The sequence below is a fragment of the Streptomyces sp. NBC_01244 genome (assembly GCF_035987325.1).
GTDB lineage: Bacteria > Actinomycetota > Actinomycetes > Streptomycetales > Streptomycetaceae > Streptomyces.
The window spans coordinates 2,697,634-2,723,479 of sequence record NZ_CP108488.1; the positions used below are offsets into that span (position 1 = coordinate 2,697,634).

The following is a 25,846-nucleotide window of genomic DNA, read 5'->3' on the forward strand; positions in this document are numbered from 1 at the left end:
GGCGAGGAACGTACGCCGGGTGGTGCGGGGCGCGGAACGAGCTGTTCCCGCTGAGCGGGAAGCTCCTCGGAACTCCTCGGAACTCCTCGGAACTCCTCGCGACTCCTCGCGACTCCTCGAAGCGACTACTTGAAGTATTACTGAATGAAATAGAGCCCTCCGGGTGCTTCCCTCCGGCCGGGCGCGCGTGGCAGGGTCGCCCCAACGCCTCACGCAGGGGGTTTTCTCGTGCTGGACCAGTTCATGGAGCAGGTCGCGGAGACCGAGCTCGCACCGCTTTCGCTGCTGGAGAAGGCCGCGAAGGTGCTGGGTGCCTTCGAGGGTCCACAGCCGCGGCTGTCGCTCACCGAGGTCGTACGCCGCTCCGGAATCCCACGTTCTTCCGCCCACCGGATCCTCGACCAGCTGGTGCGGTTGCGCTGGCTGGACCGCGAGGGCCGGGACTACCGCATGGGCATGCGCATGCTGGAACTGGGCGCGCTCGCCTCCCACCACAACCGGCTGCGCCGGGCCGCGCTGCCGCTGCTGCACGCGCTGCACGAGCAGACGGGCCGGGTGGTGCACCTGTCGGTGCTCGACGGGGCCGAGGTGGTGTGCCTGGAGCGGATCGGCGGTTCGGAGGCCACCACGGTGCCCTCGCGGGTCGGCGGCCGGATGCCGGCGTACTGCACGGCCGCCGGGAAGGCGATCCTCGCGTTCAGTGATCCCGCCGCGGTGGAACACGTCCTCGCGCAGGGGCTGCGCCCGCGCACCGCGCGCACCCTGATCCGGCCGCTCGCGCTGCGTTCGGAGCTGGCGGCGGTCCGCGAGCGCGGGGTGGCCTTCGACCGGGAGGAGAGCTTCCGGGGCATCTCCTGCGTGGCCGCGCCGCTGCGGGGCGCCGGGCGGGCCGTGGCCGCCGTGTCGGTGTCCTCCTGCCGGGGCGACCGGGAGACGGCCCGCCTCGCGCCGGCGGTACTGGCCTGCGCGCGGTCGGTGTGGCGGGAGCTGTACGGGCCGGGCCGGCCGGGGCGGGCTGCGGCCGCGCCGGCGCGGGACCTGGAGCCGGCGGTCTCCGCGCAGGCGATGGACAACATGATGGGATGGCTGCGGTTCAGCGAGTGGATGTAGTGGGTAGTGGTATCCCCACGCACGAGTGAACGACTTCGGGCCCGACCCCTCGCCAGGGGGCCGGGCCCGCGGTCGTCCGGCGGGGCCGGCGGGGCCGGCGGGGCCGGCGGGGCCGGCGGGGCCGGCGGGGCCGGCGGGGCCGGCGGGGCCGGCGGGGCCGGCGGGGCCGTTCAGCCGTCGTAGCTGATACGGACGCGGTCGCCGAGCGGCAGGGCCTGGCAGGCCAGGACGTAGCCGTCGGCCAGGTCCTCGGGGGCCAGGACATCGTTGCGGACCATCGTGACCTCGCCCTCCAGCACCCGGCAGCAGCAGGCACTGCAGGCGCCTTCGCGGCAGGAGTACGGAGCGCAGACGCCTGCGGCGAGCAGGACGTCCAGCAGCGGGGTCCCGGCGGGCCAGTCCACGGTGTGCACGCTCCCCTCGAACTCCACCTCGGCGGTGGCGCCGTCCCCCGCGGCCGGGGCGGCGACGGTGGCGGGAGCCGGACCGGAGGCGGGAACCTGACCCGAGGCGGGAGCCGGACCGGAGGCCGGAGCCGGGCCGGTGAAGACGTCGCCGCTCAGCGAGAAGTACCGCTCGCGGTGGATCGCCCGCCCCCGTCCGCCCCCGGAGCGAACCGCCGTCTCCGCCGCGTCCATCAGCGGAACGGGTCCGCACAGGTAGGTCTCGCGGGTCGCGTACGGGGCCACGAGCGGGCCCAGCTGCGGGGCGGTCGGCAGTCCCTGGAGGGTCTCCAGCCAGTGCACGACGGTGAGCCGCCCGGGGTGTTCCTCGGCGAGCCCCCACAGCTCGTCGCGGAAGATCACCGAGGCGGGGTCGCGGTTGGCGTACACCAGGGCGACGTGGCCCCGGCCGGCCACGAGCGCCGACTTCGCGAGGGAGAGCACCGGGGTGATGCCACTGCCCCCCGCCACGAGCAGCAGGTCCCGGTCGAGGTCGGTCAGGGTGAAGGTGCCGGCGGGGGGCAGGATCTCCAGCTCGTCGCCGATGCGCACGTCCTGGCACAGCCAGCCGGAGCCGACGCCGCCGGGCACCCGTTTGACGGTGATGCGCAGCGGGTCCCCTGCGTGCGGGGACCCGGCCAGGGAGTAACAGCGGGCCGTGCTGCCCGCGCCGCTCGGCGAGGGAATCCGGACGGTCAGGAACTGCCCGGGCTTGTACGGGAGTTCCGCGTCGAGTACGAGGGAGACCGCCTCCGGGGTCTCCTGGATCCGGTCCGTGACGCGGGCCGGCAGCCTGCCGCCGGCTCCGCCCCGGGCGGCAGCCGGGGCCGGGCTCCGGACTCCCGCGGCGCGGGACTTCGTACGGCTGTCGGTGTCAGACATCGGCCGGCACCTCCAGGCGGCCCGCCAGGACGGCGGCCTCGATGCCCGCGCGCAGGGCCTCGCAGGAGCGGACGCGGCCGCTGGGGCGGCCCGTCCCGGCCTGCGAGGCGATGCGCGGGCACACCGCGACGGCCTCGTCGGCCCACTGGACCTGGGTGTGGGCGGGGCTGAACTTCTCACAGAGCACCTGCGTGCCGCACTCCCCGCACACCACGGGGGTCATCACGGGGTCCCGGCCGTGCGGCGGGCGAGGTTCTCGGCGACCTCGGCCTTCCAGGCGGCGGTGGCGCGGGCGGTGTCGATCTCGAACTCGAAGCGGCGGACCATCTCGTCCTTGACGTCGGCGGCGTCCACGTAGAACTGCTCGTACCAGCGGCGGAGCTGGTAGACGGGGCCGTCCTCCTCGGTGAGGAGGGGGTTGTCGATGCGGGTCTTGTTCTTCCAGATCTCGACGTCCTGCTCGAAGCCGACGGCGAGGCCCTCGGAGGTGAGGCGGGCGGCTTCGGCGGCCTGTTCGTCGCTCATTCCGGGGAGCTTCCTGACGATGGTCCCGTACATGAGCATGAAGCTGTTCTCGTCGATCGGGTAATGGCAGTTGATGAGGACCGATTCGAGTTCGACGCCGCCGCCGATGTCGCTCCACAGCTTGTCGATCATGTAGGAGGGGCCGTAGTACGAGGCGTCCGAGCGCAGGCCGCCACCGGTGGACAGGGTGCCGAGGTCCACGTCGCCGCGCGGGGTGGACTCCATGTACTGGGTGGCGACGTGACCGTCGAAGACGTTCTTGAAGTAGTGCGGGAAGGCGTAGTGCACGTAGTAGAAGTGCGCCATGTCGACGACGTTGTCGACGATCTCGCGGCAGTTGGAGTTCTCCACGCGCAGGGAGTTCCAGCTCCAGTCGCTCCACTCGGGGTCGCCGACGCCCTCGATGACGGGGATCGTGACCTCGGGCGGCGGCGGGTTGCCCTCCGGGTCGTGCCAGACGTAGAGCTGGCCGCTCTGCTCCAGCGTGGTCCAGGCGCGGGTCCTGGCGCGGGGCGGGACGCGGCGGGCGTAGGGGATGGCGGCGCAACGGCCGTCTCCGGACCAGCGCCAGTCGTGGAAGGGGCAGGCGATGGTGTCGCCCTTGACGGTGCCGTGGGCGAGGTTGCCGCCCATGTGGGGGCAGTGGGCGTTGAGGACGCTCAGCTCGCCGCTCGCCCCTCCCGTCGCCGACTGCCCTTGGAATACGACGAGTTTCGTGCCGAAGGCCTCGACCTCGTGCGGGGTTCCGTCCCGGAAGGCGGCGGCGAGGCCGAGGCAGTGCCAGCCGCGGGCGAACCTCGCGGGTACGGCGGCGGCTTCGATGACGCGGGGCGCCTCTTCAATTGCGGTCACGGGGTGGCCCTCCACTTCGTTGTGGGTGTGCTGCGCTGGGATGGGGGTGACTAGCGGGCTTCGGCGGCGAGCTCGATCGCGATGTCGATGAGCTGGTCCTCCTGGCCGCCGACGAGGCGGCGTTCGCCCGCGCGCAGGAGGATCTGCGCGCCGGAGACCCCGTAGCGCTCGGCCTGGCGGTAGGCGTGCTTGAGGAAGCTGGAGTAGACGCCGGCGTGGCCCATGAGCAGGGCCATGCGGTCGAGGGTGCACTCGTCGTCCATGACGGGGCGGACCACGTCCTCGGCCGCGTCGATGATCTTCAGGACGTCGATGCCGGTCCGGATGCCCATCTTCCGGCAGACGGCGGCGAAGGCCTCGACGGGCGTGTTCCCGGCGCCCGCCCCGAGGCGCCGGGTGGAACCGTCGATCTGGAGCGCGCCCGCACGGACGGCGGCGACCGAATTGCCCACGCCCAGGCCGAGGTTCTCGTGGCCGTGGAAGCCGACCTGGGCGTCGGGGCCCAGCTCGGCGACGAGCGCCGCGACCCGGTCGGTGACCTCGTCCATGACCATGGCGCCCGCGGAGTCGACCACGTACACGCACTGGCAGCCGGCGTCGGCCATGATCCGGGCCTGGCGGGCCAGGTTCTCGGGGGTGGTGGAGTGGGCCATCATCAGGAAGCCGACGGTCTCCAGGCCCATCTCGCGGGCGAGCCCGAAGTGCTGGACGGAGATGTCCGCCTCGGTGCAGTGGGTGGCGATCCGGCAGATCCGTCCGCCGTTGCCGTGGGCGGCGCGGATGTCGTCCTTGACGCCCAGGCCCGGAAGCATCAGGAAGGCGATCTTCGCGTTCTGCGCCGTGTCGGCGGCGATCTTGATGAGTTCCTGCTCGGGGGTCTTCGAGAAGCCGTAGTTGAAGGAGGACCCGCCGAGTCCGTCGCCGTGCGTGACCTCGATGACGGGGACGCCCGCGCCGTCGAGGGCGGAGACGATCGACCGTACGTCCTCGCCCGTGAACTGGTGGCGCTTGGCGTGCGAGCCGTCACGCAGGGAGGAGTCGGTGATCCGGATGTCGAGGGCGTCCGAGTGGGTCGAGTAGGTGGTCACTTCCGCAGCCCCTTCGCGAACTCCTCGCCGACCTTGGTGGCGGCGGCGGTCATGATGTCCAGGTTTCCGGCGTAGGGCGGCAGGTAGTCGCCGGCGCCCTCCACCTCCAGGAAGATCGCGACCCGGGCCATGCCCCCGTTCAGCGGGGAGGGGTCGTCGAACTGCGGCTCGGTGCGCAGCCGGTAGCCGGGTACGTACGAGGCCACGTCCTCGGCGACCTGTTTGACGGAGGCCGCGATGGCCTCGCGGTCGGCGTCGGCCGGGATCGCGCAGAAGACGGTGTCGCGCATGATCACAGGAGGGTCGGCGGGGTTGAGGATGATGATGGCCTTGCCGCGGGCGGCGCCGCCGATCTCCTCGATGCCCCGGGAGGTGGTACGGGTGAACTCGTCGATGTTGGCGCGCGTGCCGGGGCCGGCCGAGACGGAGGCGACCGAGGCGACGATCTCCGCGTAGGCGACGGGGACCACGCGGGAGACGGCGTACACCATGGGGATGGTGGCCTGGCCGCCGCAAGTGATCATGTTGACGTTGGCCCGGTCGAGGTGGGCGGTCAGATTCGCGGGCGGGACGACGGCGGGGCCGACGGCGGCGGGGGTCAGGTCGACGGCCTTGATGCCGAGTTCGGCGTAGCGCGGAGCGTTGGCGCGGTGCACGTGGGCGGAGGTGGCCTCGAAGACCAGGTCCGGCAGCTCGTCCTGGGCCAGCAGCCAGTCCACTCCCTCGTGGGAGGCTTCGAGTCCGGAGCGGCGGGCGCGGGCCAGGCCCTCGCTGGCGGGGTCCACGCCGATCATCCAGCGGGGTTCTATGTGCGGGGAGCGCAGGAGCTTGTAGAGCAGGTCGGTTCCGATGTTCCCGGAGCCGACGATGGCGGCGGTCGCTTTCGCAGACGCCTTCGCGTTCGTGTGCGTGTGCGTGTGCGTGCTGATCGTGATCACCTCAGGAGAAGGAGAGGGACACCGGGCCGAGCCCGGTGAAGTCGGCGGTGTACGTCCGCCCGGCGACCACGTCCACGGCGCGGGTGCAGGACCCGGGCAGGATCAGGTGGCCCTTGCGGAGGTGGACCCCGAAGCGGGCGACGGTGCGGGCCAGCCAGGCGACGGAGGCGGCCGGATCCCCGAGCACGGCGTCGCTGCGGCCGCTCGCCAGGGTGTCGGATCCGCTGGTCAGGGTGGCGTCGACGGCCTTCAGGTCCAGCTCGCGCGGGTCGCGGCCCTCGCCGATGACGTATCCGGCGGAGGAGGCGTTGTCGGCGATGGTGTCGGCGATGGTGATCCGCCAGTCGGCGATCCGGCTGTCGATGAGCTCCAAGGCCGGGACGACCCGCTCGGTGGCGGCCAGGACGTCGGCGACGGTGCAGCCCGCGCCGGGGAGGTCGTCGCCGAGCACGAAGCCGACCTCGACCTCGACGCGGGGCGCGCAGTACGCGGCGGCGGGGACCGGGGTGTTCTCGTACAGCTCCATGGAGTGCAGCAGGTGCCCGTAGTCGGGTTCGTCGACGCCCATCATGGCCTGCATGACGGGGGACGACAGCCCGACCTTGTGCCCGGTGACGCGGTCGCCGGCCTCGATGCGGTGACGGATGTTCAGGAGCTGGATCTCGTAGGCGTCCTCGGTGTCGATGCCGGGGAAGCGGGCGCCGAGCGGTGCGACGGGCGTCCGCGCGTGCTCGGCGGATCGCAGCTGCTGCGCGACGTGGAGCCGGTGGCGGTCCGAGAGCATGTGCGGGTCCTTGCGTGCGGTGGGGGCGGGTTCGGTGCGGCGAGGCTAGACGGCCCGCATCCGGCGCCGGGAGGGCGTTTTCCCGGCCACCGGGAAAGGTCCGTCCGGAAGGAAATCCGGGTGCTCGGGGCAACCTCGGGAGCGGTTTGGGGGTCTTAACTGCGGCTCACACATGCGCCACCGCGCACGGGCCCGGGCGGCACACCACCCGGAGCATCAACGGAACAGCAGCAAAGAGAACTCCATGAACCTTCGCCGCATCCTGGCGACCCTTGCCGTGACGACCGTCGTGGCGCCCGCCCTGCTCGGCGCGGCTCCTGCCGCCGCCCGACCGACCACGACGACGACGCCGCCCGCCGACCCCTTCGCCTCCTGCACGGCCTGGACGCAGACCGCGCGGGCCTCCACCGAGCTGGTGGGGTTCCCGAACCGGCTCGTCGCGGGAACCTGGTCCACGTTCACGTTCCGCACGGTCAACATCTCCGCGGTCCCGCTGACGGCGATCGGCGCGAACGTGGACACCACCGCGTGGCTGGGGGGGGGCGGCTCCCCGCACATCAAGATCACGCAGCAGTGGTACGACAAGGCCGCGAGGAAGTGGCGGCCGATGCCCACGAGCGTGGCGGAGTTCGCCATCGTCGCCGGGGCCCTGAAGCCCGGCGCCCGCTCCGACGTGAAGATGCGGGTGCGGGCCGACCGCCGGTCGAAGGCCGGTGACGGCTCCGCCTTCGAGGTCAGCCGGTACGCCGGGAAGGACGGCGTCTGCGGTCACGCGGGCGCGGAACACGAATACGCCTTCGTGGTGGTCCCGGCGGCCCCCACGCCGAAGCCCTCCCCGGACCCGAAGCCCGTCACCGGCTGAGGCTACGGCCCCCGCTCCGCACCTTGCCCGCCCCGCAGCCGCGGCCGGCACGGAGCGGGGGCCGGCCCCCGGACGTGACCCCGAGCCCGAGCCCGAGCCCGGACCCGGACCCGGACCCGGACCAGCCCAGCCCAGCCCAGCCCAGCCCCCAGCGTCAGCGCGCCCCGTACACCGGCTGCGGCGGCTCCGACTGGGCGAGGAGCTTCGTCGTCGCCTCCCCCGCCTCCGACGGAGTCCATCGCGCTCCGCAGTCGGCCGTGGGGCCGGGCCGCCAGCCCTCCATGACCGTGATGCGGCCGCCCTCCGTCTCGAAGACGCGGCCCGTGACCCCGGCGGAGGCGTCGGAGCCGAGCCACACCACCAGCGGGGACACGTTCTCCGGGGCCATCGCGTCGAAGGCCCCGGCTTCCGGGGCGGCCATGGTGTCCGAGAAGGTCTGCTCCGTCATCCGGGTCCGTGCCGCGGGGGCGATCGCGTTGACCTGGACCCCGTAGCGGCCCATCTCCGCGGCGGACACCAGGGTCAGCCCGAGGATCCCGGCCTTGGCCGCGCTGTAGTTGCCCTGGCCCACGGACCCGAGCAGCCCCGCCCCCGAGGAGGTGTTGACGACCCGGGCGGCGACCTGCCGGCCCTCCTTCGCCTCGGCCCGCCAGTAGGCCGCCGCGTGCTTGAGCGGCAGGAAGTGCCCCTTCAGGTGGACCCGCATCACGGCGTCCCAGTCGTCCTCCTCCAGGTTCACCAGCATCCGGTCGCGCAGGAACCCCGCGTTGTTGACGAGGGTGTCCAGTCTTCCGAAGGTCGAGACGGCCGTCTCGACCAGTGACGCCGCGCCTTGTGCCGTCGCGATGTCGCCGCCGTGCGCCACCGCCTCCCCGCCCATGGCCCGGATCTCGGCGACGACCAGCGCCGCCGGACTCTCCGGCCCCGGCAGCCCGTCCAGGCCGACGCCGAGGTCGTTCACCACGACCCGGGCCCCTTCTTCGGCGAAGGCCAGCGCGTGGGCCCGGCCCAGCCCCCGTCCGGCGCCCGTCACGATGACCACACGGCCTTCGGCAAGTCCCATGTCAGCTCTCCTTGTTCGCAGTTGCCGCATCCAGAAAGGCCGGTCGCTCGCCGCCCCCGTGCACGAGCAGGCTCGCCCCGCTCACGTACCCCGCCCGGTCGGAGGCCAGGAAGACGGCGGCCTCGCCCACGTCCGAGGGCTCCGCCAGCCGCCCCAGCGGTACGGTCGCGCCGACCGCCGCGATCCCGCTCTCGTCGCCGTAGTGCAGGTGGGACAGCTCGGTCCGCACCATGCCCAGGACCAGCGAGTTGACCCGTACCTCGGGGGCCCATTCGACGGCCATGGAGCGGGCCAGGTTCTCCAGTCCCGCCTTCGCCGCCCCGTAGGCCGCCGTGCCCGGCGAGGGCCGGGTCCCGCTGACGCTGCCGATCATCACGATCGAGCCCCGGGTCTCCCGGAGCCAGGGGTACGCGGCGACCGAGGCGGCCATCGGGGCGATGAGGTTGAGCTCGACGACCCGTGCGTGGCGCTCGGCTTCGCCCTCCCCCAGCAGGCGGTACGGGGTTCCGCCGGCGTTGTTCACCAGGCAGTCGAGGCGCCCGTGGCGCGCGGCGACCGATCCGAAGAATTCCTGCACGGCGGCCGGATCGCGCAGGTCCAGGGCGGTGAAGACCGCCGCACGGCCCTTCGCCGCGACCGGTTCCTCCGGCGGCCGGCGCGCGCAGACGACGACCTCGGCGCCCGCCGCGAGGAACGACCGCGCGATCCCGGCGCCGACGCCCCGGGTTCCGCCGGTGACGACGACAACCCTCCCGTTGAGCTCCATCGGCTGCTACCTTCCTCACCTAACAAATGTTTGGTGGAAAGGTAGCTGATCCGCTCATGGGTGTCTCCACCTCAAGCCCCGACAAGGGCATCGCACTCGTCACAGTCGACTACCCGCCGGTCAACGCGCTGCCCGTGCAGGGCTGGTACGACCTGGCCGACGCCCTGCGCGCGGCGGGCCGCGACCCGGAGGTCCGGTGCGTGGTCCTGGCCGCCGAGGGCCGCGGTTTCAACGCCGGCGTCGACATCAAGGAGATGCAGCGCGACACCGGCCACGCCTCGCTCATCGGCGCCAACCGGGGCTGCTACGAGGCCTTCGCCGCCGTCTACGAGTGCGAGGTGCCGGTCGTGGCGGCCGTGAACGGCTTCTGCCTCGGCGGCGGGATCGGCCTGGTCGGCAACGCCGACGCCATCGTCGCCTCCGAGGACGCGACCTTCGGGCTGCCGGAGCTGGACCGGGGCGCCCTCGGGGCCGCCACCCACCTGGCCCGGCTCGTCCCGCAGCACCTCATGCGGACCCTGTACTACACCTCGCGCACCGCCACCGCCGCGGAACTGCACGCGCACGGCTCGGTGTGGAAGGTGGTCCCGCCGGGCGAACTGCGGGCGGCCGCCCTGGAGCTGGCCGCCGAGATCGCGAAGAAGGACGGGTACCTCATCCGGCTCGCCAAGGCGGCCATCAACGGCATCGACCCCGTGGACGTGCGCCGCAGCTACCGCTTCGAGCAGGGCTTCACCTTCGAGGCCAACCTCAGCGGCGTGGCCGACCGGGTCCGCGACACCTTCGGCGGCGGCGGCCCCTCCGGAAGCACCGAAGCAAGGGCGGAATCGGCATGACCGACAAGAGCATGACCCCCGAAGAGGCCGTCGGCCGCCTCAGCAGCGGAATGACCGTCGGCATCGGCGGCTGGGGTTCGCGGCGCAAGCCCATGGCCCTGGTGCGCGCCCTGCTCCGCTCCGAGATCACCGATCTCACCGTGATCTCGTACGGCGGCCCCGACGTCGGCCTGCTCGCCGCGGCCGGCCGGATCCGCAAACTGGTCACCCCCTTCGTCACCCTCGACTCCATCCCGCTGGAGCCGCACTATCGGGCCGCCCGCGAGAGCCGCGCCTTCGCCCTCACCGAGCTCGACGAGGCCATGTTCATGTGGGGCCTGCACGCGGCCGCCAACCGGATGCCCTTCCTCCCGGTCCGCGCCGGCCTCGGCTCCGACGTCATGCGCGTCAACCCCGAGCTGCGCACCGTCACCTCCCCGTACGCCGACGGGGAGGAGTTCGTGGCGGTCCCCGCCCTGCGCATGGACGCCGCCCTGGTCCACCTCAACCGGGCCGACCGGCTCGGCAACGCCCAGTACCTGGGCCCCGACCCGTACTTCGACGACCTCTTCTGCGAGGCCGCCGACGCCGCCTACGTCTCCTGCGAGCAGCTCGTGGAGACCGCGGAGCTCGCCAAGTCCGGGCCGCCGCAGTCCCTGCTCGTCAGCCGGCACTCGGTGACCGGGGTCGTGGAGACCCCGAACGGCGCGCACTTCACCTCCTGCGCCCCCGACTACGACCGCGACGAGGCCTTCCAGAAGCTGTACGCGACCACCCCCTGGCCCGAGTTCGCCGAGCGCTTCCTCTCCGGCGGCAGCGAGCACGCCTACCAGTCCGCCGTCCAGGCCTGGCACGAGGAGCAGAAGTGAGCACGCCCTCCACGACGACCACAGCCGCGGTGACCCGCGCCGAGTACTGCGTGATCGCCTGCGCCGAGGCCTGGCGGGACAACGGCGAGGTGCTGGCCAGCCCGATGGGCCTGGTGCCCTCCTTCGGGGCCCGGCTGGCGAAGCGGACCTTCTCCCCCGACCTGCTGCTGACCGACGGCGAAGCCATGCTGGTCGGGCTCGACGGCTCGGCCGAGGGCTGGCTCCCGTACCGCCGTCACCTGACGATGGTCACCGGCGGCCGCCGGCACGTGATGATGGGCGCCAGCCAGATCGACCGGTTCGGCAACCAGAACATCTCCTGCATCGGGGACTGGGAGCAGCCCGCCCGCCAGCTCCTCGGGGTGCGTGGCGCCCCGGTGAACACCCTGAACAATCCGGTGAGCTACTGGATCCCCAAGCACTCCACCCGGGTGTTCGTCGAGCGCGTCGACATGGTGAGCGGTGTGGGCTACGACCGTGCCGAGGCGGCCGGGGTGACCCGCTTCCACCGGCTCCCCCGGGTGGTCAGCGATCTCGGCGTCTTCGACTTCACCGGCCCCGGCCACGCGATGCGCCTGGTCTCCCTGCACCCCGGGGTCACGGTGGAGCAGGTGCGGGCGGCCACCGGCTTCGAGCTGGACCTCCCCGAGGAGGTCCCGTACACGCGGGAGCCGACGCCCGAGGAGCTGCGGCTGATCCGCGAGGTCATCGACCCCAAGGGCCTGCGCGACCGCGAAGTGCGGGTCTGAGCCGATGGAGACGGCATTCACCAAGCTGGTCGGGGTCGAACATCCGATCGTGCAGACGGGCATGGGCTGGGTCGCGGGTCCGCGCCTGGTGTCGGGGGCGGCCAACGCGGGCGCGCTCGGCATCCTGGCCTCGGCGACCATGACGATGGAGCAGCTGCGGGCGGCGGTCCACGAGGTCAAGTCCCGTACGGACGCCCCGTTCGGGGTCAATCTGCGCGCGGACGCCGGGGACGCGGCCGAGCGGGCGCAGCTGATCATCGACGAGGGCGTCCGGGTGGCCTCCTTCGCGCTGGCGCCGTCCAGGGAGCTGATCGCGCGGCTCAAGGACGCGGGCGTGGTCGTGATCCCCTCGATCGGGGCCCGCCGGCACGCCGAGAAGGTCGCGGCGTGGGGCGCGGACGCGGTGATCGTGCAGGGCGGCGAGGGCGGCGGGCACACCGGTGACGTGGCCACGACCGTGCTGCTGCCGCAGGTGGTCGACGCGGTGGACATCCCGGTGATCGCGGCGGGCGGTTTCAGCGACGGCCGCGGTCTGGTGGCGGCGCTGGCCTACGGGGCCGCGGGCATCGCCATGGGCACCCGGTTCCTGCTGACCTCCGACTCGACGGTCCCGGACGCGGTGAAGGCCGAGTACCTGAAGGCCGGCGTGAAGGACGTCACGGTCACCACGGCCGTGGACGGGCTCCCGCACCGGATGCTGCGCAGCGAGCTGGTCGCTTCCCTGGAGCGGGCCGGCCGGGCGAAGGCCCTGGCCAAGGCGGTGCGGCACGCGGCCGGCTTCAAGAAGCTTTCGGGTCTGACCTGGGCGGAGATGGTCCGGGACGGCCTCGCGATGAAACACGGCAAGGACCTGTCCTGGAGCCAGGTGCTGCTCGCCGCGAACACCCCCATGCTCCTCAAGGCGTCCATGGTCGAGGGCCGTACGGACCTCGGTGTCATGGCATCGGGCCAGGTCGCGGGCGTGATCGAGGATCTTCCGTCCTGTGCGGAGCTCGTCACCCGCGTCATGGCCGAGGCCCACGCCGTGCTGGACCGGCTGCAGGGCCTCGCTCCCCCACAGCTTCTCCCCCTCCCCCCACACCCGATCGGCACCCTGCCACCACCAGGGTGATTCCCCTTCTCCGTTCCAGGAGTTGACCCAGATGAGCCGTGCCCGAATCCGCCTGGCGACCGCGGTGCTCGCTTCCGCCCTCGCCATCGGGACCCTGCCCGCCGCCGCGTACGCCGCGCCGGCCGACAGCACCTCCGTCTCGCGCCACCACTGGCCCGCGCAGTCGACGGAAACGATCCGCCAGATCCCCCTCCAGGGCGCGGTCAACGTCCGCGACCTCGGCGGCTACCGCACCTGGACGGGAGGCCAAGTTCGTCAGGGACTGGTCTACCGCTCCGACGCACTGGGCAAGCTGACCGCCTCGGACATCACAGCCGTCGGCGGTCTGGGCCTCAAAAAGGTCCTCGATTTCCGCATCCCCATGGAGGTCCAGTACGACGGGGCCGACAAGCTGCCCGCCGGTCTGACCTCCACCGCCCGCCCGGTCAACGACAACGGCCTGTACGGGCTGCTGATCTCCGCGATAGGCAGCGGTGACCCCGTGAAGCAGGAGCAGATGCTCGGCGGCGGCCGCGCCGAGGCGTACATGCGCGACGTCTACCGCGCGTTCGTGACCAACCCCGAGAACCGGGCGCAGTTCGCGGCCACCCTCCGCGAGATCGCCGACGGGAACCAGGGCCCGCTGCTCTACCACTGCACCTCGGGCAAGGACCGGACGGGCTGGATGAGCTACGTCCTGCTGAACGCCCTGGCCGTCCCGAAGGCCACGGCCGAGCGCGACTACCTGGCCTCGAACACCTTCCGCGCGGCGTACGACGCCCAGGTGCGGGCGGGCGTCAAGGCATCCGGCCGGATGCAGAACCCCGATCTGCTGATCCCGCTCCAGGAGGTCCGCCAGGACTACCTGGACGCGGCGACCGCGCAGATGGAGGCCGACTACGGCAGCCTTTACGGCTACCTCACCGACGGCCTCGGCCTGGACCTGCGGACCCTGGCGAAGCTCCAGGTGAAGATGGTCCGCTAGGCACCGGCCTGGCCTCCGGCCCCGGAAAACACCACTGCGCCGGGCGGCGTGTGCCGCCCGGCGCAGTGGTTTACAGGTGCAGTGGTTTACAGGTGCAGTGGTTCCTACGTACTTCTCGGATCAGGCGGAGCGGCGGCGGCCCTGGCCGGCGCCACCCACGCGGCTGCGGGCCGAAGCCGCGGCCGCACCACCGGAGGGGGCGCCGCCGGTACGCCGGCCGCGCTCGCCGGAACCGCCCGTGGAACCGCCCTGTCCGCCCTGGCCACGGCGGGCCTGGCCGGAGCCGGAGGCCGGAGCCTGACCGGCGGCGCCGCCACCGGTGCGACGGCCGCGGCCGCCCCCGGCCGCCGGAGCCGCGCCCGTGCCGGAGCCCGTACGCGGTCCGCCCGAGCGGCGGCGCGCGCCGGAGCCCGAGCCCCCGCCGGCCTGGCCGGCGGAACGCTGACGCGGCGGGGTCGCCTGCGGCACGTCCATGACGACCGGGATGCCCGAGGGCTCCTTGGCGCCGGTGATGCGCGCGAGCTCCTCGTCGGAGGACTTGATCTGCGCGGTGTGCGGGGAGATGCCGGCGTCCGACATCAGGCGGGTCATGTCGCGCTTCTGGTCCGGCAGGACCAGGGTGACGACGCTGCCGGACTCGCCGGCGCGGGCGGTACGGCCGCCGCGGTGCAGGTAGTCCTTGTGGTCGGTCGGCGGGTCCACGTTGACGACGAGGTCGAGGTCGTCGATGTGGATGCCTCGCGCGGCCACGTTGGTGGCGACCAGCGCGGTGACCTCGCCCGTCTTGAACCAGTCGAGGGTCCGGTTGCGCTGCGGCTGCGAGCGGCCGCCGTGCAGGCCGGAGGCGCGGACGCCGTCGGCGAGGAGCTTCTTGACCATGCGGTCGACTCCGCGCTTGGTGTCGACGAACATGATCACCCGGCCGTCGCGAGCGGCTATGCGCGTGGCCACGGCCTTCTTGTCGGTCTCGTCCATGACGTACAGGACGTGGTGCTCCATCGTGCTGACCGCACCGGCGGACGGGTCGACGGAGAAGGCGACCGGGTCGGTGAGGAACATCTTGACGAGCTTGTCGATGTTCTTGTCGAGGGTCGCCGAGAACAGCATGGTCTGGCCCTCGGGCTGGACCTGCTTGAGCAGGGCGGTGACCTGCGGCATGAAGCCCATGTCGGTCATCTGGTCGGCCTCGTCGAGGACCGTGATGGAGACCTGGGAGAGGTCGGCGTCACCGCGGTCGATGAGGTCCTTCAGGCGGCCGGGGGTGGCGACGAGCACCTCGGCGCCGCGGCGCAGGGCGCCGGACTGCCGGTTGATCGACATGCCGCCGACGACGGTCGTGATCCGCAGGTTGACGGCCGTGGCGTACGGGGCCATCGCGTCGGTGACCTGCTGCGCGAGCTCACGGGTCGGTACGAGGACCAGGGCGAGCGGCTGCTTCGGCTGGGCGCGGCGGCCTGCGGTGCGGGCCAGCAGGGCCAGGCCGAAGGCCAGCGTCTTGCCGGAGCCGGTACGGCCGCGGCCGAGCAGGTCACGGCCGACGAGGGAGTTCGGCAGGGTCGCGGCCTGGATCGGGAACGGCTCGGTGACGCCCTGGGCGGCGAGGGTCTTCAGCAGCGCCTCGGGCATGTCCATGTCCCCGAACGATTCCACCGGCGGCAGGGCCGGGGTCAGCGGTTCGGGCATGGTGAATTCTTGGGGCCTGGCTACGGGGGCGGACTTCTGCCGTCCCGCGCCAGCCTTCGGACGTCCCTGGGCCGCACCTCGACCCCGGGTGGGGCGGCGGCTGGGTCGTGCGGAGCTGGAGCTGGTCATGCGGGAAAGCCCTCCTGAAACCGGCAGGTACTACTAAGGCACTGCAATCAAATGGTTCGAAACAGCAGACAAGCCGGGGCCCGCACCTACTCGGTGCGGACCCCGGCGTGCTGACTGCCTTAGGCGGGGAGGATGTTCTCCGCCTGGGGGCCCTTCTGGCCCTGGGTGACGTCGAAGGACACGCGCTGGCCCTCGTTGAGCTCACGGAAGCCCTGGGTGGCGATGTTCGAGTAGTGGGCGAAGACGTCCGGGCCGCCACCGTCCTGCTCGATGAAGCCGAAGCCCTTTTCCGAGTTGAACCACTTCACGGTGCCAAGTGCCATTTTAAATCTCCTGAATAGGCGGCAAAGGGCCCCATCCGGAGATTCCGGCAAAACAATAAAAGCGCCTGTCGGAGCATTCCCGTCAGGCGCACATAAAGTTCATGGGTACCACAACTGCAACGAGCTCTAAGCTAGCACACGTCGGTCGGGGAGTGTCGCCGCGAGCATGTGACCTCCGTCCTGAGTGGGTCCGGCGCGCAGCTTCCCGCCCACCTCCGTGAGGGCGCGGCGGAGCCCCGGAATGCCCATCCCGCCGGAGTCGAGGACGATCCGTTCCCCCTCCGGAGCGGTGTTGATCACATCGAGGCGGATCTCCCCGCTCTCGGCGGACAGATTCATCCGGACGGCGGAGCCGGGGGCGTACTTCGCCGCGTTGGTGAGCCCCTCGCGGGCTATCCGCAGCAGCAGCCGCCCGTCGGCCGCCGGGAAGGGTCCCAGGCCGGGCTGGGTGTGGTGGGTGATCTCCATGCCGGTGGCCCGCATGTTCCGGGCGAGGGAGCCGAGGAAGCGGCCCACGTCCACGGGCGAGGTGTACGCCCGGCTGCCGGCGGGGTCGGTCAGCATGTCCAGCACCTCCCTCACCTCGGCCATCGCGGCCCGCGCCGACTCCTCCACGGCGCCGGCGGCCTCCCGCACCCGGGGATCGGCCTCGGCGTCCAGGCGCAGGGCGGCGGCCTGCATCGTGAGGGCCGTGAGGCGGTGACCGAGCCCGTCGTGGGTGCGCTGGGCCAAACGGGTGCGCTCCTGGACGACGGCCAGGTCGGCCGCCTGGTCGACGGCGGCGTGCGCCTGGCGGGCCCGCTCGCGCAGCGCGGTCACCACGTGCCGGTTGCGGCGCACGGTCTCCCCGTACAGGGCGGGCACGAGGATGGAGCCGAGGACGAAGGAGGCGGGGTCGCGCCCGGCGTACCCGAGCGGCAGGAACAGGTCACGGGTGGCGGCGTAGACGACGGCCATCAGCAGGATCCCGCCCCAGCGGTGGGTGCGGCCGTACGCGGCCAGGGCGTAGGCGGCGAAGACGAGGGGGCCGCGGTCGTCGGAGACGACGGTGGCGGCGGTGGCCACGAGGGCCGGCATCCAGGGGTGGGAACGGCGCCAGAGCAGGGAGAGCGCCGCGAGCCAGCCGGCGGCCAAGCTCGTGCGGTAGTCCGTGACGAGGCCGAAGCGGTGGACGTCGTGGAGGTTGAGCGTGGTGAGCAGTCCGCAGAGGAGGGCGAGCCAGATGTCGGTGCGGCGGGCGCGCACGGGGTCCGGCGCCCCGCTGCCCTCCCCGGTCAGGGTCCGCAGACCCTGTTCCAGCAGCTGTCCGGCGCGACCGGGCACGGCCTGCATGACTCCACCACCCCCCGTCGGCGCACAGAAGTGCGCAGAACATGCCAAAACGTCCCCCCAGGTTGCCCTCCTTCCGCCGAAGGGGCATCCCGGGGGGACACGTGTGGGGTCAACCGGTCTTGGTGAACCGGCTCGTGCCGGCCCGGCCGACTCCTTATACGGAGACGCCGAGGCCGTTCAGCCAGGTGACCGGGTTGACGTCGGCGCCGTAGCTGTTGCTGGAGCGGACCTCGAAGTGGAGGTGCGGGCCGGTGGAGTTGCCGGTGTTGCCGGAGCGGCCGATCTGCTCACCGGCGGAGACGCGCTCGCCTTCGGAGGCGGTCGCCGAGGAGAGGTGGGCGGACAGGGTGTAGCGGCCGTCGTCGTGCTTGATGACCACGGCGTTGCCGTACGCGCCCTGCCAGCCGGAGGAGACGACGGTGCCCGCGGCCGCGGCCCGGACCGGGGTGCCGGTGGACACCGCGAAGTCGATGCCGGTGTGGTAGCCGGCGGCCCAGCCGCCCGCCTGGTGGTAGCGCGCGGAGATGCTGCCGCCCGAGACGGGCAGGGCGCCTTCGGCGCTGCTGCTGGAGCCGCTGTCGGAGGAGCCGGAGGACTCCGAAGAATCCGAGGAGTCGGAGGAGCCGGAGGAGTCGGAGGACTCCGAGGAGCTGGACGAGGTGGACGAGGTGGACGAGGTGGAGGGCTTCGGTGCGGCCTGGGTGCTGCCGCCGGAGTCGGAGCCGTACGCGAGGCGCTGGCCCGGGAAGATCATGTCCGGGTCGGACCCGATCACCGAGCGGTTCTCGGAGTAGAGGGACTCCCAGCTGACGCCGAGTTCGGAGCCGATGGTGCCGAGGGTGTCGCCGCTGACCACGGTGTAGTTGTTCGCGCCCTGGGCCTTCGGGGCGGCCGGGGCCTCGGCGCTCTCGTCCGCGGTCGAGGTGCCCGCGCCCCTGGCGGGAGCTGCGGGAGCCTCGGGGGCCGGTCCGCCGCGCTGCAGGCCGGCGAGCTTGCCGCAGGAGGGCCAGGCGCCGGGGCCCTGGGTCGCCAGGACCTTCTCGGCGATGGCGATCTGCTGCGCCTTGGTGGCCTGGTCGGCCTGGGGGGCGTACTGCCGGCCGCCGAACTCCGCCCACGTACTGGAGGAGAACTGCAGGCCGCCGTAGTAGCCGTTGCCGGTGTCGATGCTCCAGTCGTTGGTCGACTCGCACTGGGCGACCTTGTCCCACGTGCCGACCGACGCGGCGGACGCGGGCTGTGCCACGAGACCCACGGCGGCGGGTGCGGCGATACCGGCGACAACGAGACCGGCGAGGGTACGAGCAGACGGGAAAGACATGCGGAGTTCCTGACTTCGGGGACATTGGCGGAGGCCGGTGCACCGGGTGAAGCGGTGGTGCGTTCTGCCTCGGTAACCACCGTCCGGGAGGACGGGGGTCCCCGAAGTCGCCGAAAGAGGACAAGCGGGACAGCAAAAGGGGACTGGGGAGGGAGGGTTGAGGGGCCGTAAGTCCCGCTATGCCGGTAATCTCCGCAATGAGACGGGGATTCAGGGGAGGTGGGTCACATGACGATCCGCGTGATGGTGGTCGACGACCAGAGCCTCATACGGTCGGGGCTGGTGACCCTGCTCGCGAGCGCGCCCGACATCGAGGTGGTCGCGGAAGCCGCCGACGGGGCTGAGGCCGTGCCGCTGGCGCGCACGCACCGGCCCGATGTGGTGCTGATGGACCTGGTGATGCCGAAGGTCGACGGCCTGGAGGCGACCTTGCAGCTGCTGCGGCTGCCGGATCCGCCGCGCGTGCTCGTCCTCACCGGCTACACGGCGGACGACCTGGTCCTGGACGCGCTGCGGGCCGGAGCGGCCGGATTCCTGCTGAAGGACCTGCGCCCCGAGGAGCTCTTCGCCGGTATCCGCACGGTCGCGGCGGGCGGCAGCGCCCTGGCTCCCGGGGTGATGCGGGTGCTGCTGGAACGGGCGGACACCCGCACCGAGGCCCCCGACCACGCGGAGCAGCTCTCCACCCTGTCCCCCGGCGAGCGGGACGTCCTCGCGCTCGTCGGCGAGGGCCGGACCAACCTGCAGATAGCGCAGGCGCTGCACCTGTCCCCGGCGAGCGTGAAGACGTACGTCTCGCGGATCCTGACTCAGCTCGACCTCTCCAACCGGACCCAGGCCGCGATCCTCGCCTACGAGGCGGGGCTGGTCCGCGCCGCGTGAGCCCTGCCCGGAAGGGCTGGCCGGAGCGGACCCGGTCGAAAACAATGGCAACCATGACGACAGCTCGGACGACTCCCCGCTCCCGGGCCCGGTCCTTCGACAGCGCCGCCGCTCTCTACGGGCAGCACCGGCCCGGCTATCCCGAGGCGCTGTACGACGCCGTCGAGGAGCTGGCCGGACGCCGGTTCGCCGGGGCCCGGGTCGCCGACGTGGGCGCGGGGACCGGGATCGGGACGGCGCCGATGCGCGCCCGGGGAGCCGAGGTGGTGGCGGTGGAGCCCGGGGACGGGATGGCGGAGGAGTTCCGGCGCACCCGGCCGGGGATCCCGATCGTGCGCGGGGACGGGGACCGGCTGCCGCTGGCCGGGGCCGCCTTCGACTTCCTGACGTACGCCCAGGCCTGGCACTGGACGGATCCGGCGCGGTCCGTGCCCGAGGCCCGCCGGGTGCTGAAGCCCGGCGGGGCGCTCGCGATCTGGTGGAACGACCTGGACGAGTCGGCCGGCTGGGTCGCGGGGCAGGGCGAGCGGATCCGTGCCTTCTTCGCGGCCGACGGCCCGGGCGGCGATGTCGCGGGCGGCGCCGGCGCGGTCGGCGGGAGCGCCCGGGCGCTGGGCTTCCGCACGCTCCCGCGCGGACTCGACTCGGGTTTCACCGCGCGGACCGTCCGGTGGTCCCGGCGGATCCCACTGGATGCGCACCTGGCGAACCTGGCCAGCCACTCCGCGTTCCTGCTGCTGGGCGAGGCGGGGACGCGGGCGTTCCTGGAGGCCGAGCGGGAGCGGCTGGACCCGCTCTTTCCGGACGGGACGGTGCAGGAGCCCTACGTGGTGAGCGTCAGCGTGGCCGTCTTGTGAGACGGCCCGGGGCGGAGTGGCACCCTCCGCCCCGGCCGCACGAGGCTGGCGGGCATGTCCTCCTCTTCTTCTCCGCTGCCCCCTGCCGTCAAGGTGTTCTTCCTCGCCAACGAGGGCCTCGCCTTCCTGCTGGAGCTGCTGGCCCTGGGCCTGCTCGCCTGGTGGGGTTTCACCCGTGACATCGGGCGGGTGGGGTCGATCGCCCTGGCGGTGGCCGCGCCGCTCGCCGCCGCCGTGCTCTGGGGGATGTTCGCCGCGCCGAAGGCCCGGTTCGCCGTCCCGCTCGCCGCTCGGCTCGGGGTGAAGGCGGTGGTGTTCGGCGCCGCCGCCCTGGCGCTGCTCGCACTCGGGCACCGGCTGCCGTCCCTCTGGTTCACGGTGGTCGTGGTGGTGAACACCGCCCTGGCGACCCCGCTTCGGATTTACGGCGCCCGCAGCCGCTCCTGAAGCACCGCGGCCCGGCACTGCGAGGGGCTCCCCCAGGCGTCGCGCAGCGGGCGGGCCTTGCGCAGCCACAGGGAGAGGTCGAGTTCCTCGGTGTAGCCGACGGCCCCGTGGAGCTGGAGCGCGGTCATGGCGGCCGCGTACGCAGCCTCGCCCGCGGTCAGCTTCGCCGCGGCGACCTCCCCGGGGGCCAGGGAGAGCGCGGCCGCCCAGAGGAGCGGCCGGGCGAACTCCAGGCCGAGCAGGGTGTCGGCCAGCCGGTGCTTCACCGCCTGGAAGCCGCCGATCGCCGTGCCGAACTGGGTGCGCTGCTTCGCGTACTCCACCGTGCGCGCGAGGAGTGCCTCGCCGGTGCCGAGGCACTGGGCGGCGGTGAGCAGCCGGGCCCAGTGCGCGGCGTCCCGGGCCGCCGCGGTGACCGCCGGGCCGGTGGCGAGGAGTTCGCCGCCGCCGTCCGGGAGGGCCAGGCGGCGGGCGGGGTCGAGGGACGTGCGGAGCGGGCCGGCGGCGGAGGCCAGCCGGAGCTCCCCGGCCGGGGACACCGTGAAGAGGTGGGTGGCCGCGTCCGCGTCCAGGGCGTACGGGCCCCCGCCGGGCAGCGTGAGGGTGGCCGAGGTCTCCCCCGCCACCAGCCCGGGGAGGAACCGCTTGGCCAGTGCTTCGTCTCCGAGCCGGGTCAGGAGTACGGCGGCGGCGGCCGTCTCCACCACCGGGCCCGGGACTCCCGCGCGGCCCAGCTCCACGAACCCGCCCGCCAGCTCCGGCGGCATGAGGCCCAGGCCCCCGTGGGCCTCGTCGGCCGCGAGGGCGAACAGCCCGGTGTCCGCGAGCCGCGCCCACACGGCCCGGCCGGGGGTGTGGTCGCCCGCGCCCCAGGCCCGTACCGCCGCCGGGACGTCCGAGGCGGCGAGCAGTCCGTGCAGGGTGCGGGCGAAGTCCGACTGTTCTTCCGTCGGCAGGAAGCGCATCAGCGACGGCCCTTCGGGAGGCCGAGCAGCCGCTCGGCGATGATGTCGCGCTGGATCTCGTTGGTCCCCGCGTAGATGGGTCCGGCGAGGGAGAAGATCCACGGCTCGGCCCATTCCCCGTCGGCGAGTTCCGCGTCGGGGCCCAGCAGGTCGAGGGCGCTCTCGTGCAGGGCGATGTCGTACTGGGACCAGAACACCTTGTTCAGGCTGGACTCGGCGCCGATCGTCTCGCCGGAGGCGAAGCGGGAGGCGTTGGCCCAGGTGAAGAGCTGGTAGGCGCGGGCTCCGACCACCGCGTCGGCGACCCGGTCGCGCAGTGCGGTGTCGGCCGGGTCCCCGTGGCTCCGCCACAGGTCCACGAGGCGGTCGGCGGCGGCGAGGAAGCGGCCGGGGGCGCGCAGGGTGAGCCCGCGCTCGTTGCCGGTGGTGGACATGGCGATCCGCCAGCCCTGTCCGGGCTCCCCGATGACGTCCGCGTCGGGGACGAAGACCTCGTCGAGGAAGAGTTCCGCGAAGGCGGGCTTGCCGTCGAGGCGGCCGATGGGCCGCACGGTGACCCCGGGGGCGTGCAGGTCGAACATCAGATAGGTGAGGCCCTGGTGGGGTTTGGGGGCGTCGGGGTCGGTGCGGAAGATGCCGAAGGCGCGGTCGGCGAAGGCGGCCCGTGAGGACCAGGTCTTCTGCCCGGACAGCAGCCAGCCGCCTTCGGTGCGCACGGCGCGGGACTTCAGGGAGGCGAGGTCGGAGCCGGATTCCGGCTCGGACCAGGCCTGGGCCCAGATCGTCTCGCCGCTCGCCATGGAGGGCAGGACGCGGGCGCGCTGCTCGTCGGTGGCGTGGTCGAAGAGGGTGGGGGCGAGCAGGTTGATGCCGTTCTGCGAGACCCGGCCGGGCGCGCCGGCGGCCCAGTACTCCTCCTCGAAGACCAGCCAGTGCTCGATGTCCACGCCGCGGCCGCCGTACTCCTCGGGCCAGGACACCACCGCCCAGCGGGCGGAGTGCAGGAGCGCCTCCCATTCCCGGTGGGCGGCGAAGCCCTCGCGGGTCTCCAGGGAGGGCAGGGGGGTGGCGGGCACGTGGGCGGCCAGCCAGTCGCGCGCCTCGGCCCGGAAGGCCTCCACGTGCGGCGCATGGTTCAGGTCCATCAGCTGTTCGCCTCCTTCATCGCGGAGCCCTTCATCGCCGAGCCCTTCATCGCGGCACCTTTCATTCCCGATATGTCCATGCCGCCGAGCGAGTCCGCCGTGGTCTCGGCGTTGTGGGCGTGGGCGAGGTGGTGCAGCCCGAAGACGGAGTCCATGCCGGTGTGCAGGCCCTGGAGGTCCTCGGCCTGGTTGACGGCCCGCTTGGTGAGGGCGAGGCCGAAGGAGGGCATTTCGGCGATCCGCAGGGCGAGCCGGTCGGTGGTCTCCGCCAGTTCGGCGCGCTCGACGACCCGGTTGACCATGCCGATCTCGTAGGCGCGGCGGGCGGTCATCCGGTCGCCGGTGTAGAGGAACTCCTTGGCGATGCGCGGGGGCATCGCCCACGGGTGGGCGAAGTACTCGACGCCCGGGATGCCCATCCGCACGACGGGGTCGGCGAAGAAGGCGTCCTCGCCGGCCACGATCAGGTCGCAGACCCAGGCGAGCATCAGCCCGCCGGCCACGCACGCGCCGTGGACGGAGGCGATGACGGGCTTGGGCAGTTCGCGCCAGCGCCGGCACATGCCGAGGTAGACCTCGGATTCGCGGGCGAAGCGGGATTCGGCGCCGGAGCGCCGGGAGTGGTCCCACCACAGGCCCGCCCTGCGTTCGAAGGGCAGGTGCGCGTCGCGCTCCGGGGTGCCGATGTCGTGGCCCGCCGAGAAGTGTTCGCCGGCCCCGGCCAGGACGACGACCTTGACCGCGGGATCGTCGGCGGCGCGGTAGAAGGCGTCGTCGAGGGCGTAGGTCATCGCGCTGTTCTGGGCGTTGCGGTAGCGGGGGCGGTTCATGGTCACGTACGCGACCGGGCCGCGGCGCTCGTAGAGCACCGGGGCGGGGGTGTCATCGGGCATCCTTGGATCCTTCCCTAACAAGTGTTTGGTAGGTTAACGTACGGCCATGAGCAGCGTCGAGGAGTTCCGCACCGAGGTTCGGAGTTGGCTACGGGCCCACCTCACCGGTGAGTTCGCCGCCCTCAAGGGCCGCGGCGGACCGGGCCGGGAGCACGAGGCCTTCGCCGAACGCCTCGCGTGGGAGCGGCACATGGCGGCGCACGGCTGGACCTGCGTGGGCTGGCCCGTGGAGTACGGAGGCCGCGGCGCGAGCACCGCGCAGCAGATCGCCTTCCACGAGGAGTACGCGCTGGCCGACGCGCCCGCGCGCGTGAACCACATAGGCGAGCAGCTCCTCGGCCCCACTCTCATCGCGCACGGCACCGAGGAGCAGCGGCGGCGCTTCCTGCCGCCCATCCGGGCCGTGGAGGAGCTGTGGTGCCAGGGCTACAGCGAGCCCGACGCCGGCTCGGACCTGGCCAACATCCGCACCCGGGCCGCCCTGGTGGACGGCGCGTGGGTGGTGGACGGCCAGAAGATCTGGACCTCCCTGGCCCACGCCTCCCAGTGGTGCTTCGTCGTCGCCCGCACCGAGCCGGGCTCCCGCCGGCACGCGGGGCTGTCCTACCTCCTGGTCCCGATGGACCAGCCCGGGGTGGAGGTCCGGCCCATCGTGCAGCTGACCGGGACCTCCGAGTTCAACGAGGTCTTCTTCGACGGGGCCCGCACCGACGCCGCCCACGTGGTCGGCGCGCCCGGCGAGGGCTGGGCCGTCGCCATGGCCACCCTCGGCTTCGAACGCGGCGTCTCCACCCTCGGCCAGCAGGTCGGCTTCCGCCGCGAGCTCGAGGACCTGGCCGCGCTGGCGAAGCGCAACGGCGCGATGGCCGATCCGCTGATCCGCGACCGGCTCGTCCGGGCCTGGATCGGCCTGGAGACCATGCGCGCCTCCGCACTGCGGCCCGGAGTCGCCCCGTCCACGGCCAAGCTGTACTGGGCCCGCTGGCACCGGGACCTCGGCGAACTCGCCATGGACGTCTGCGGAGCCGCCTCGCTCCTGGCGGCGGGGGCGCACGGAGACCCGTACGACCTCGACGACTGGCAGCGGCTCTTCCTCTTCTCCCGCTCCGACACCCTCTACGCGGGCTCCGACGAGATCCAGCGCACCATCGTCGCCGAGCGCATCCTCGGCCTTCCCAAGGAGGTCCGGGCATGAACGCACCGGAAGACCGCTCCGGCAACGTGCTCCGCAACGCACCCGAGTACGTGGCCGGCCACGGACTGCTGACCGGCCGGAGCGCCGTGATCACCGCGGCCGCCGGGGCCGGCATCGGCGGGGCGACCGCACGGCGCTTCTTGGAGGAGGGCGCCCGCGTCCTCATCGGCGACGCGCACGCCCGCCGCCTCAAGGAGAGCGAGGAGGCGCTGGCCGCTGAGTTCGGCGCGGACCGGGTCGCCTCGCTGCCCTGCGACGTCACCGACGAGGAGCAGGTGGGTGCCTTCTTCGCGCTCGCCGAGCGGCTCCACGGCCGCCTCGACCTCGTCGTCAACAACGCCGGGCTCGGCGGCACGGCGAACCTCGTCGACATGACCGACGACCAGTGGTCCCGCGTCCTCGACGTCACCCTGAACGGCACCTTCCGCTGCACCCGCACCGCGATGCGGTCCATGAAGGCCTCCGGCGCGGGCGGGGTGATCGTCAACAACGCCTCCGTCATCGGCTGGCGCGCCCAGACCGGTCAGGCCCACTACGCCGCCGCCAAGGCCGGGGTGATGGCGCTGACCCGCTGCGCCGCGCTGGAGGCCGCGGAGTTCGGCGTACGGATCAACGCGGTCGCGCCGAGCCTGGCGATGCACCCGCACCTGGTGAAGGTCACCAGCGAGGAGCTGCTCGCCGAACTCACCGCCCGCGAGGCCTTCGGCCGGTACGCCGAGCCCTGGGAGGTGGCCAACGTCATCGTGTTCCTGGCCAGCGGCTACTCGTCGTACATGACGGGCGAGACCGTGTCGGTCAGCAGTCAGCACGCGTAGGGCGTCGGATGACCGGCCGGCGCAGTACCAGAATGGAC

At 72.7% G+C, this 25,846-nt stretch carries 27 protein-coding genes; 12 read left to right on the forward strand and 15 right to left on the reverse strand.

The features are described from left to right. Positions 1-228 precede the first annotated feature (228 nt). The gene (locus OG247_RS11905) at positions 229-1,110 is read left to right on the forward strand and encodes an IclR family transcriptional regulator (protein ID WP_327252209.1); all 882 of its coding nucleotides are present in this window, start codon (positions 229-231) and stop codon (positions 1,108-1,110) included. 170 nt (positions 1,111-1,280) lie between these two features. Here the strand turns inward: OG247_RS11905 and OG247_RS11910 are convergent, their stop codons facing one another. Genes OG247_RS11910 through OG247_RS11935 form a run of 6 tightly spaced genes read right to left on the reverse strand, consistent with a single transcriptional unit; the run spans position 1,281 to position 6,622 of the window. Further along, complete coding sequence (locus OG247_RS11910; protein WP_327252210.1) at positions 1,281-2,435, reverse strand: ferredoxin--NADP reductase; 1,155 nt, start codon at positions 2,433-2,435, stop codon at positions 1,281-1,283. After that, a complete protein-coding gene (locus OG247_RS11915) occupies positions 2,428-2,658 on the reverse strand; it encodes a hypothetical protein (protein ID WP_327252211.1) in 231 nt (76 codons plus the stop codon). The genes OG247_RS11910 and OG247_RS11915 overlap by 8 nt, the downstream gene beginning before the upstream one ends. Continuing rightward, positions 2,658-3,812 carry a Rieske 2Fe-2S domain-containing protein gene (locus OG247_RS11920; RefSeq protein ID WP_327252212.1) on the reverse strand — a complete coding sequence of 385 codons (1,155 nt, stop codon included), beginning with the start codon at positions 3,810-3,812 and terminating at the stop codon, positions 2,658-2,660. Before OG247_RS11920 ends, OG247_RS11915 begins: the two co-directional genes overlap by 1 nt. Positions 3,813-3,862: 50 nt before the next feature. After that, positions 3,863-4,900, reverse strand: a complete 1,038-nt coding sequence (dmpG, locus tag OG247_RS11925) for a 4-hydroxy-2-oxovalerate aldolase (RefSeq protein WP_327252213.1) — start codon at positions 4,898-4,900, stop codon at positions 3,863-3,865. Further along, positions 4,897-5,838, reverse strand: a complete 942-nt coding sequence (locus OG247_RS11930; protein ID WP_442813259.1) for an acetaldehyde dehydrogenase (acetylating) — start codon at positions 5,836-5,838, stop codon at positions 4,897-4,899. The genes dmpG and OG247_RS11930 overlap by 4 nt, the downstream gene beginning before the upstream one ends. Before the next feature lies 1 nt (position 5,839). Beyond that, positions 5,840-6,622 (reverse strand): 2-keto-4-pentenoate hydratase, encoded by a 783-nt coding sequence (locus OG247_RS11935; RefSeq protein ID WP_327252214.1) that lies wholly within the window; start codon positions 6,620-6,622, stop codon positions 5,840-5,842. Between the two features lie 244 nt (positions 6,623-6,866). On the opposite strand from OG247_RS11935, the gene OG247_RS11940 reads away from it, so the two are divergent. Next, positions 6,867-7,484 carry a hypothetical protein gene (locus tag OG247_RS11940; protein WP_327252215.1) on the forward strand — a complete coding sequence of 206 codons (618 nt, stop codon included), beginning with the start codon at positions 6,867-6,869 and terminating at the stop codon, positions 7,482-7,484. A gap of 154 nt (positions 7,485-7,638) precedes the next feature. Here the strand turns inward: OG247_RS11940 and OG247_RS11945 are convergent, their stop codons facing one another. Both OG247_RS11945 and OG247_RS11950 read right to left on the reverse strand, forming a co-directional pair. Further along, complete coding sequence (locus OG247_RS11945) at positions 7,639-8,547, reverse strand: SDR family oxidoreductase (protein WP_327252216.1); 909 nt, start codon at positions 8,545-8,547, stop codon at positions 7,639-7,641. A gap of 1 nt (position 8,548) precedes the next feature. Next, a complete protein-coding gene (locus OG247_RS11950; RefSeq protein WP_327252217.1) occupies positions 8,549-9,313 on the reverse strand; it encodes an SDR family oxidoreductase in 765 nt (254 codons plus the stop codon). A gap of 56 nt (positions 9,314-9,369) precedes the next feature. On the opposite strand from OG247_RS11950, the gene OG247_RS11955 reads away from it, so the two are divergent. From OG247_RS11955 to OG247_RS11975, 5 genes are read left to right on the forward strand one after another with little or no spacing between them, the layout of a single operon-like run. Beyond that, positions 9,370-10,149, forward strand: coding sequence for an enoyl-CoA hydratase family protein (locus OG247_RS11955; protein WP_327252218.1), 780 nt, complete (start codon positions 9,370-9,372; stop codon positions 10,147-10,149). Beyond that, positions 10,146-10,997, forward strand: coding sequence for a CoA transferase subunit A (locus OG247_RS11960; protein WP_327252219.1), 852 nt, complete (start codon positions 10,146-10,148; stop codon positions 10,995-10,997). Before OG247_RS11955 ends, OG247_RS11960 begins: the two co-directional genes overlap by 4 nt. After that, positions 10,994-11,746 (forward strand): CoA-transferase subunit beta, encoded by a 753-nt coding sequence (locus tag OG247_RS11965; RefSeq protein WP_327252220.1) that lies wholly within the window; start codon positions 10,994-10,996, stop codon positions 11,744-11,746. The genes OG247_RS11960 and OG247_RS11965 overlap by 4 nt, the downstream gene beginning before the upstream one ends. Positions 11,747-11,750: 4 nt before the next feature. Beyond that, entirely contained in the window at positions 11,751-12,857 is a 1,107-nt protein-coding gene (locus tag OG247_RS11970; RefSeq protein ID WP_327252221.1) for an NAD(P)H-dependent flavin oxidoreductase, read from the forward strand. Between the two features lie 31 nt (positions 12,858-12,888). After that, positions 12,889-13,821: a tyrosine-protein phosphatase gene (locus OG247_RS11975; protein WP_327252222.1), complete on the forward strand. Its 933-nt coding sequence runs from the start codon at positions 12,889-12,891 to the stop codon at positions 13,819-13,821. 120 nt (positions 13,822-13,941) lie between these two features. On the opposite strand, the gene OG247_RS11980 is transcribed toward OG247_RS11975, so the two are convergent. The 4 genes from OG247_RS11980 to OG247_RS11995 all read right to left on the reverse strand — a co-directional run bounded on the left by OG247_RS11980 (position 13,942) and on the right by OG247_RS11995 (position 18,609). Beyond that, entirely contained in the window at positions 13,942-15,633 is a 1,692-nt protein-coding gene (locus OG247_RS11980) for a DEAD/DEAH box helicase (RefSeq protein ID WP_327252223.1), read from the reverse strand. 119 nt (positions 15,634-15,752) lie between these two features. After that, complete coding sequence (locus OG247_RS11985) at positions 15,753-15,956, reverse strand: cold-shock protein (protein ID WP_112447913.1); 204 nt, start codon at positions 15,954-15,956, stop codon at positions 15,753-15,755. A 126-nt stretch (positions 15,957-16,082) separates the two neighbouring features. Beyond that, complete coding sequence (locus OG247_RS11990; RefSeq protein WP_327252224.1) at positions 16,083-17,288, reverse strand: sensor histidine kinase; 1,206 nt, start codon at positions 17,286-17,288, stop codon at positions 16,083-16,085. A gap of 154 nt (positions 17,289-17,442) precedes the next feature. Then, on the reverse strand, positions 17,443-18,609 hold the full coding sequence (locus OG247_RS11995; RefSeq protein WP_327252225.1) for a peptidoglycan DD-metalloendopeptidase family protein: 1,167 nt from the start codon (positions 18,607-18,609) through the stop codon (positions 17,443-17,445). A gap of 228 nt (positions 18,610-18,837) precedes the next feature. Here OG247_RS11995 and OG247_RS12000 point away from each other — a divergent pair, with 228 nt between their 5' ends. The 3 genes from OG247_RS12000 to OG247_RS12010 are packed head-to-tail and all read left to right on the forward strand — an operon-like array spanning position 18,838 to position 20,795. Next, positions 18,838-19,491 carry a response regulator transcription factor gene (locus OG247_RS12000; RefSeq protein ID WP_327252226.1) on the forward strand — a complete coding sequence of 218 codons (654 nt, stop codon included), beginning with the start codon at positions 18,838-18,840 and terminating at the stop codon, positions 19,489-19,491. A 53-nt stretch (positions 19,492-19,544) separates the two neighbouring features. Next, positions 19,545-20,348 (forward strand): class I SAM-dependent methyltransferase, encoded by an 804-nt coding sequence (locus OG247_RS12005; RefSeq protein WP_327252227.1) that lies wholly within the window; start codon positions 19,545-19,547, stop codon positions 20,346-20,348. Between the two features lie 54 nt (positions 20,349-20,402). Further along, on the forward strand, positions 20,403-20,795 hold the full coding sequence (locus OG247_RS12010; protein ID WP_327252228.1) for a YrdB family protein: 393 nt from the start codon (positions 20,403-20,405) through the stop codon (positions 20,793-20,795). Here the strand turns inward: OG247_RS12010 and OG247_RS12015 are convergent. Genes OG247_RS12015 through OG247_RS12025 form a run of 3 tightly spaced genes read right to left on the reverse strand, consistent with a single transcriptional unit; the run spans position 20,771 to position 23,798 of the window. Next, positions 20,771-21,760, reverse strand: coding sequence for an acyl-CoA dehydrogenase family protein (locus OG247_RS12015; protein ID WP_327252229.1), 990 nt, complete (start codon positions 21,758-21,760; stop codon positions 20,771-20,773). The genes OG247_RS12010 and OG247_RS12015 overlap by 25 nt on opposite strands. Continuing rightward, positions 21,760-22,905: an acyl-CoA dehydrogenase family protein gene (locus tag OG247_RS12020; RefSeq protein WP_327252230.1), complete on the reverse strand. Its 1,146-nt coding sequence runs from the start codon at positions 22,903-22,905 to the stop codon at positions 21,760-21,762. The genes OG247_RS12015 and OG247_RS12020 overlap by 1 nt, the downstream gene beginning before the upstream one ends. Further along, positions 22,905-23,798, reverse strand: coding sequence for an enoyl-CoA hydratase (locus OG247_RS12025; RefSeq protein WP_327252231.1), 894 nt, complete (start codon positions 23,796-23,798; stop codon positions 22,905-22,907). The genes OG247_RS12020 and OG247_RS12025 overlap by 1 nt, the downstream gene beginning before the upstream one ends. 46 nt (positions 23,799-23,844) lie before the next feature. On the opposite strand from OG247_RS12025, the gene OG247_RS12030 reads away from it, so the two are divergent. Together OG247_RS12030 and OG247_RS12035 are read left to right on the forward strand one after the other, a co-directional pair. Then, entirely contained in the window at positions 23,845-24,993 is a 1,149-nt protein-coding gene (locus OG247_RS12030; RefSeq protein ID WP_327252232.1) for an acyl-CoA dehydrogenase family protein, read from the forward strand. Beyond that, a complete protein-coding gene (locus OG247_RS12035; RefSeq protein ID WP_327252233.1) occupies positions 24,990-25,808 on the forward strand; it encodes an SDR family oxidoreductase in 819 nt (272 codons plus the stop codon). Before OG247_RS12030 ends, OG247_RS12035 begins: the two co-directional genes overlap by 4 nt. Positions 25,809-25,846 lie beyond the last annotated feature (38 nt).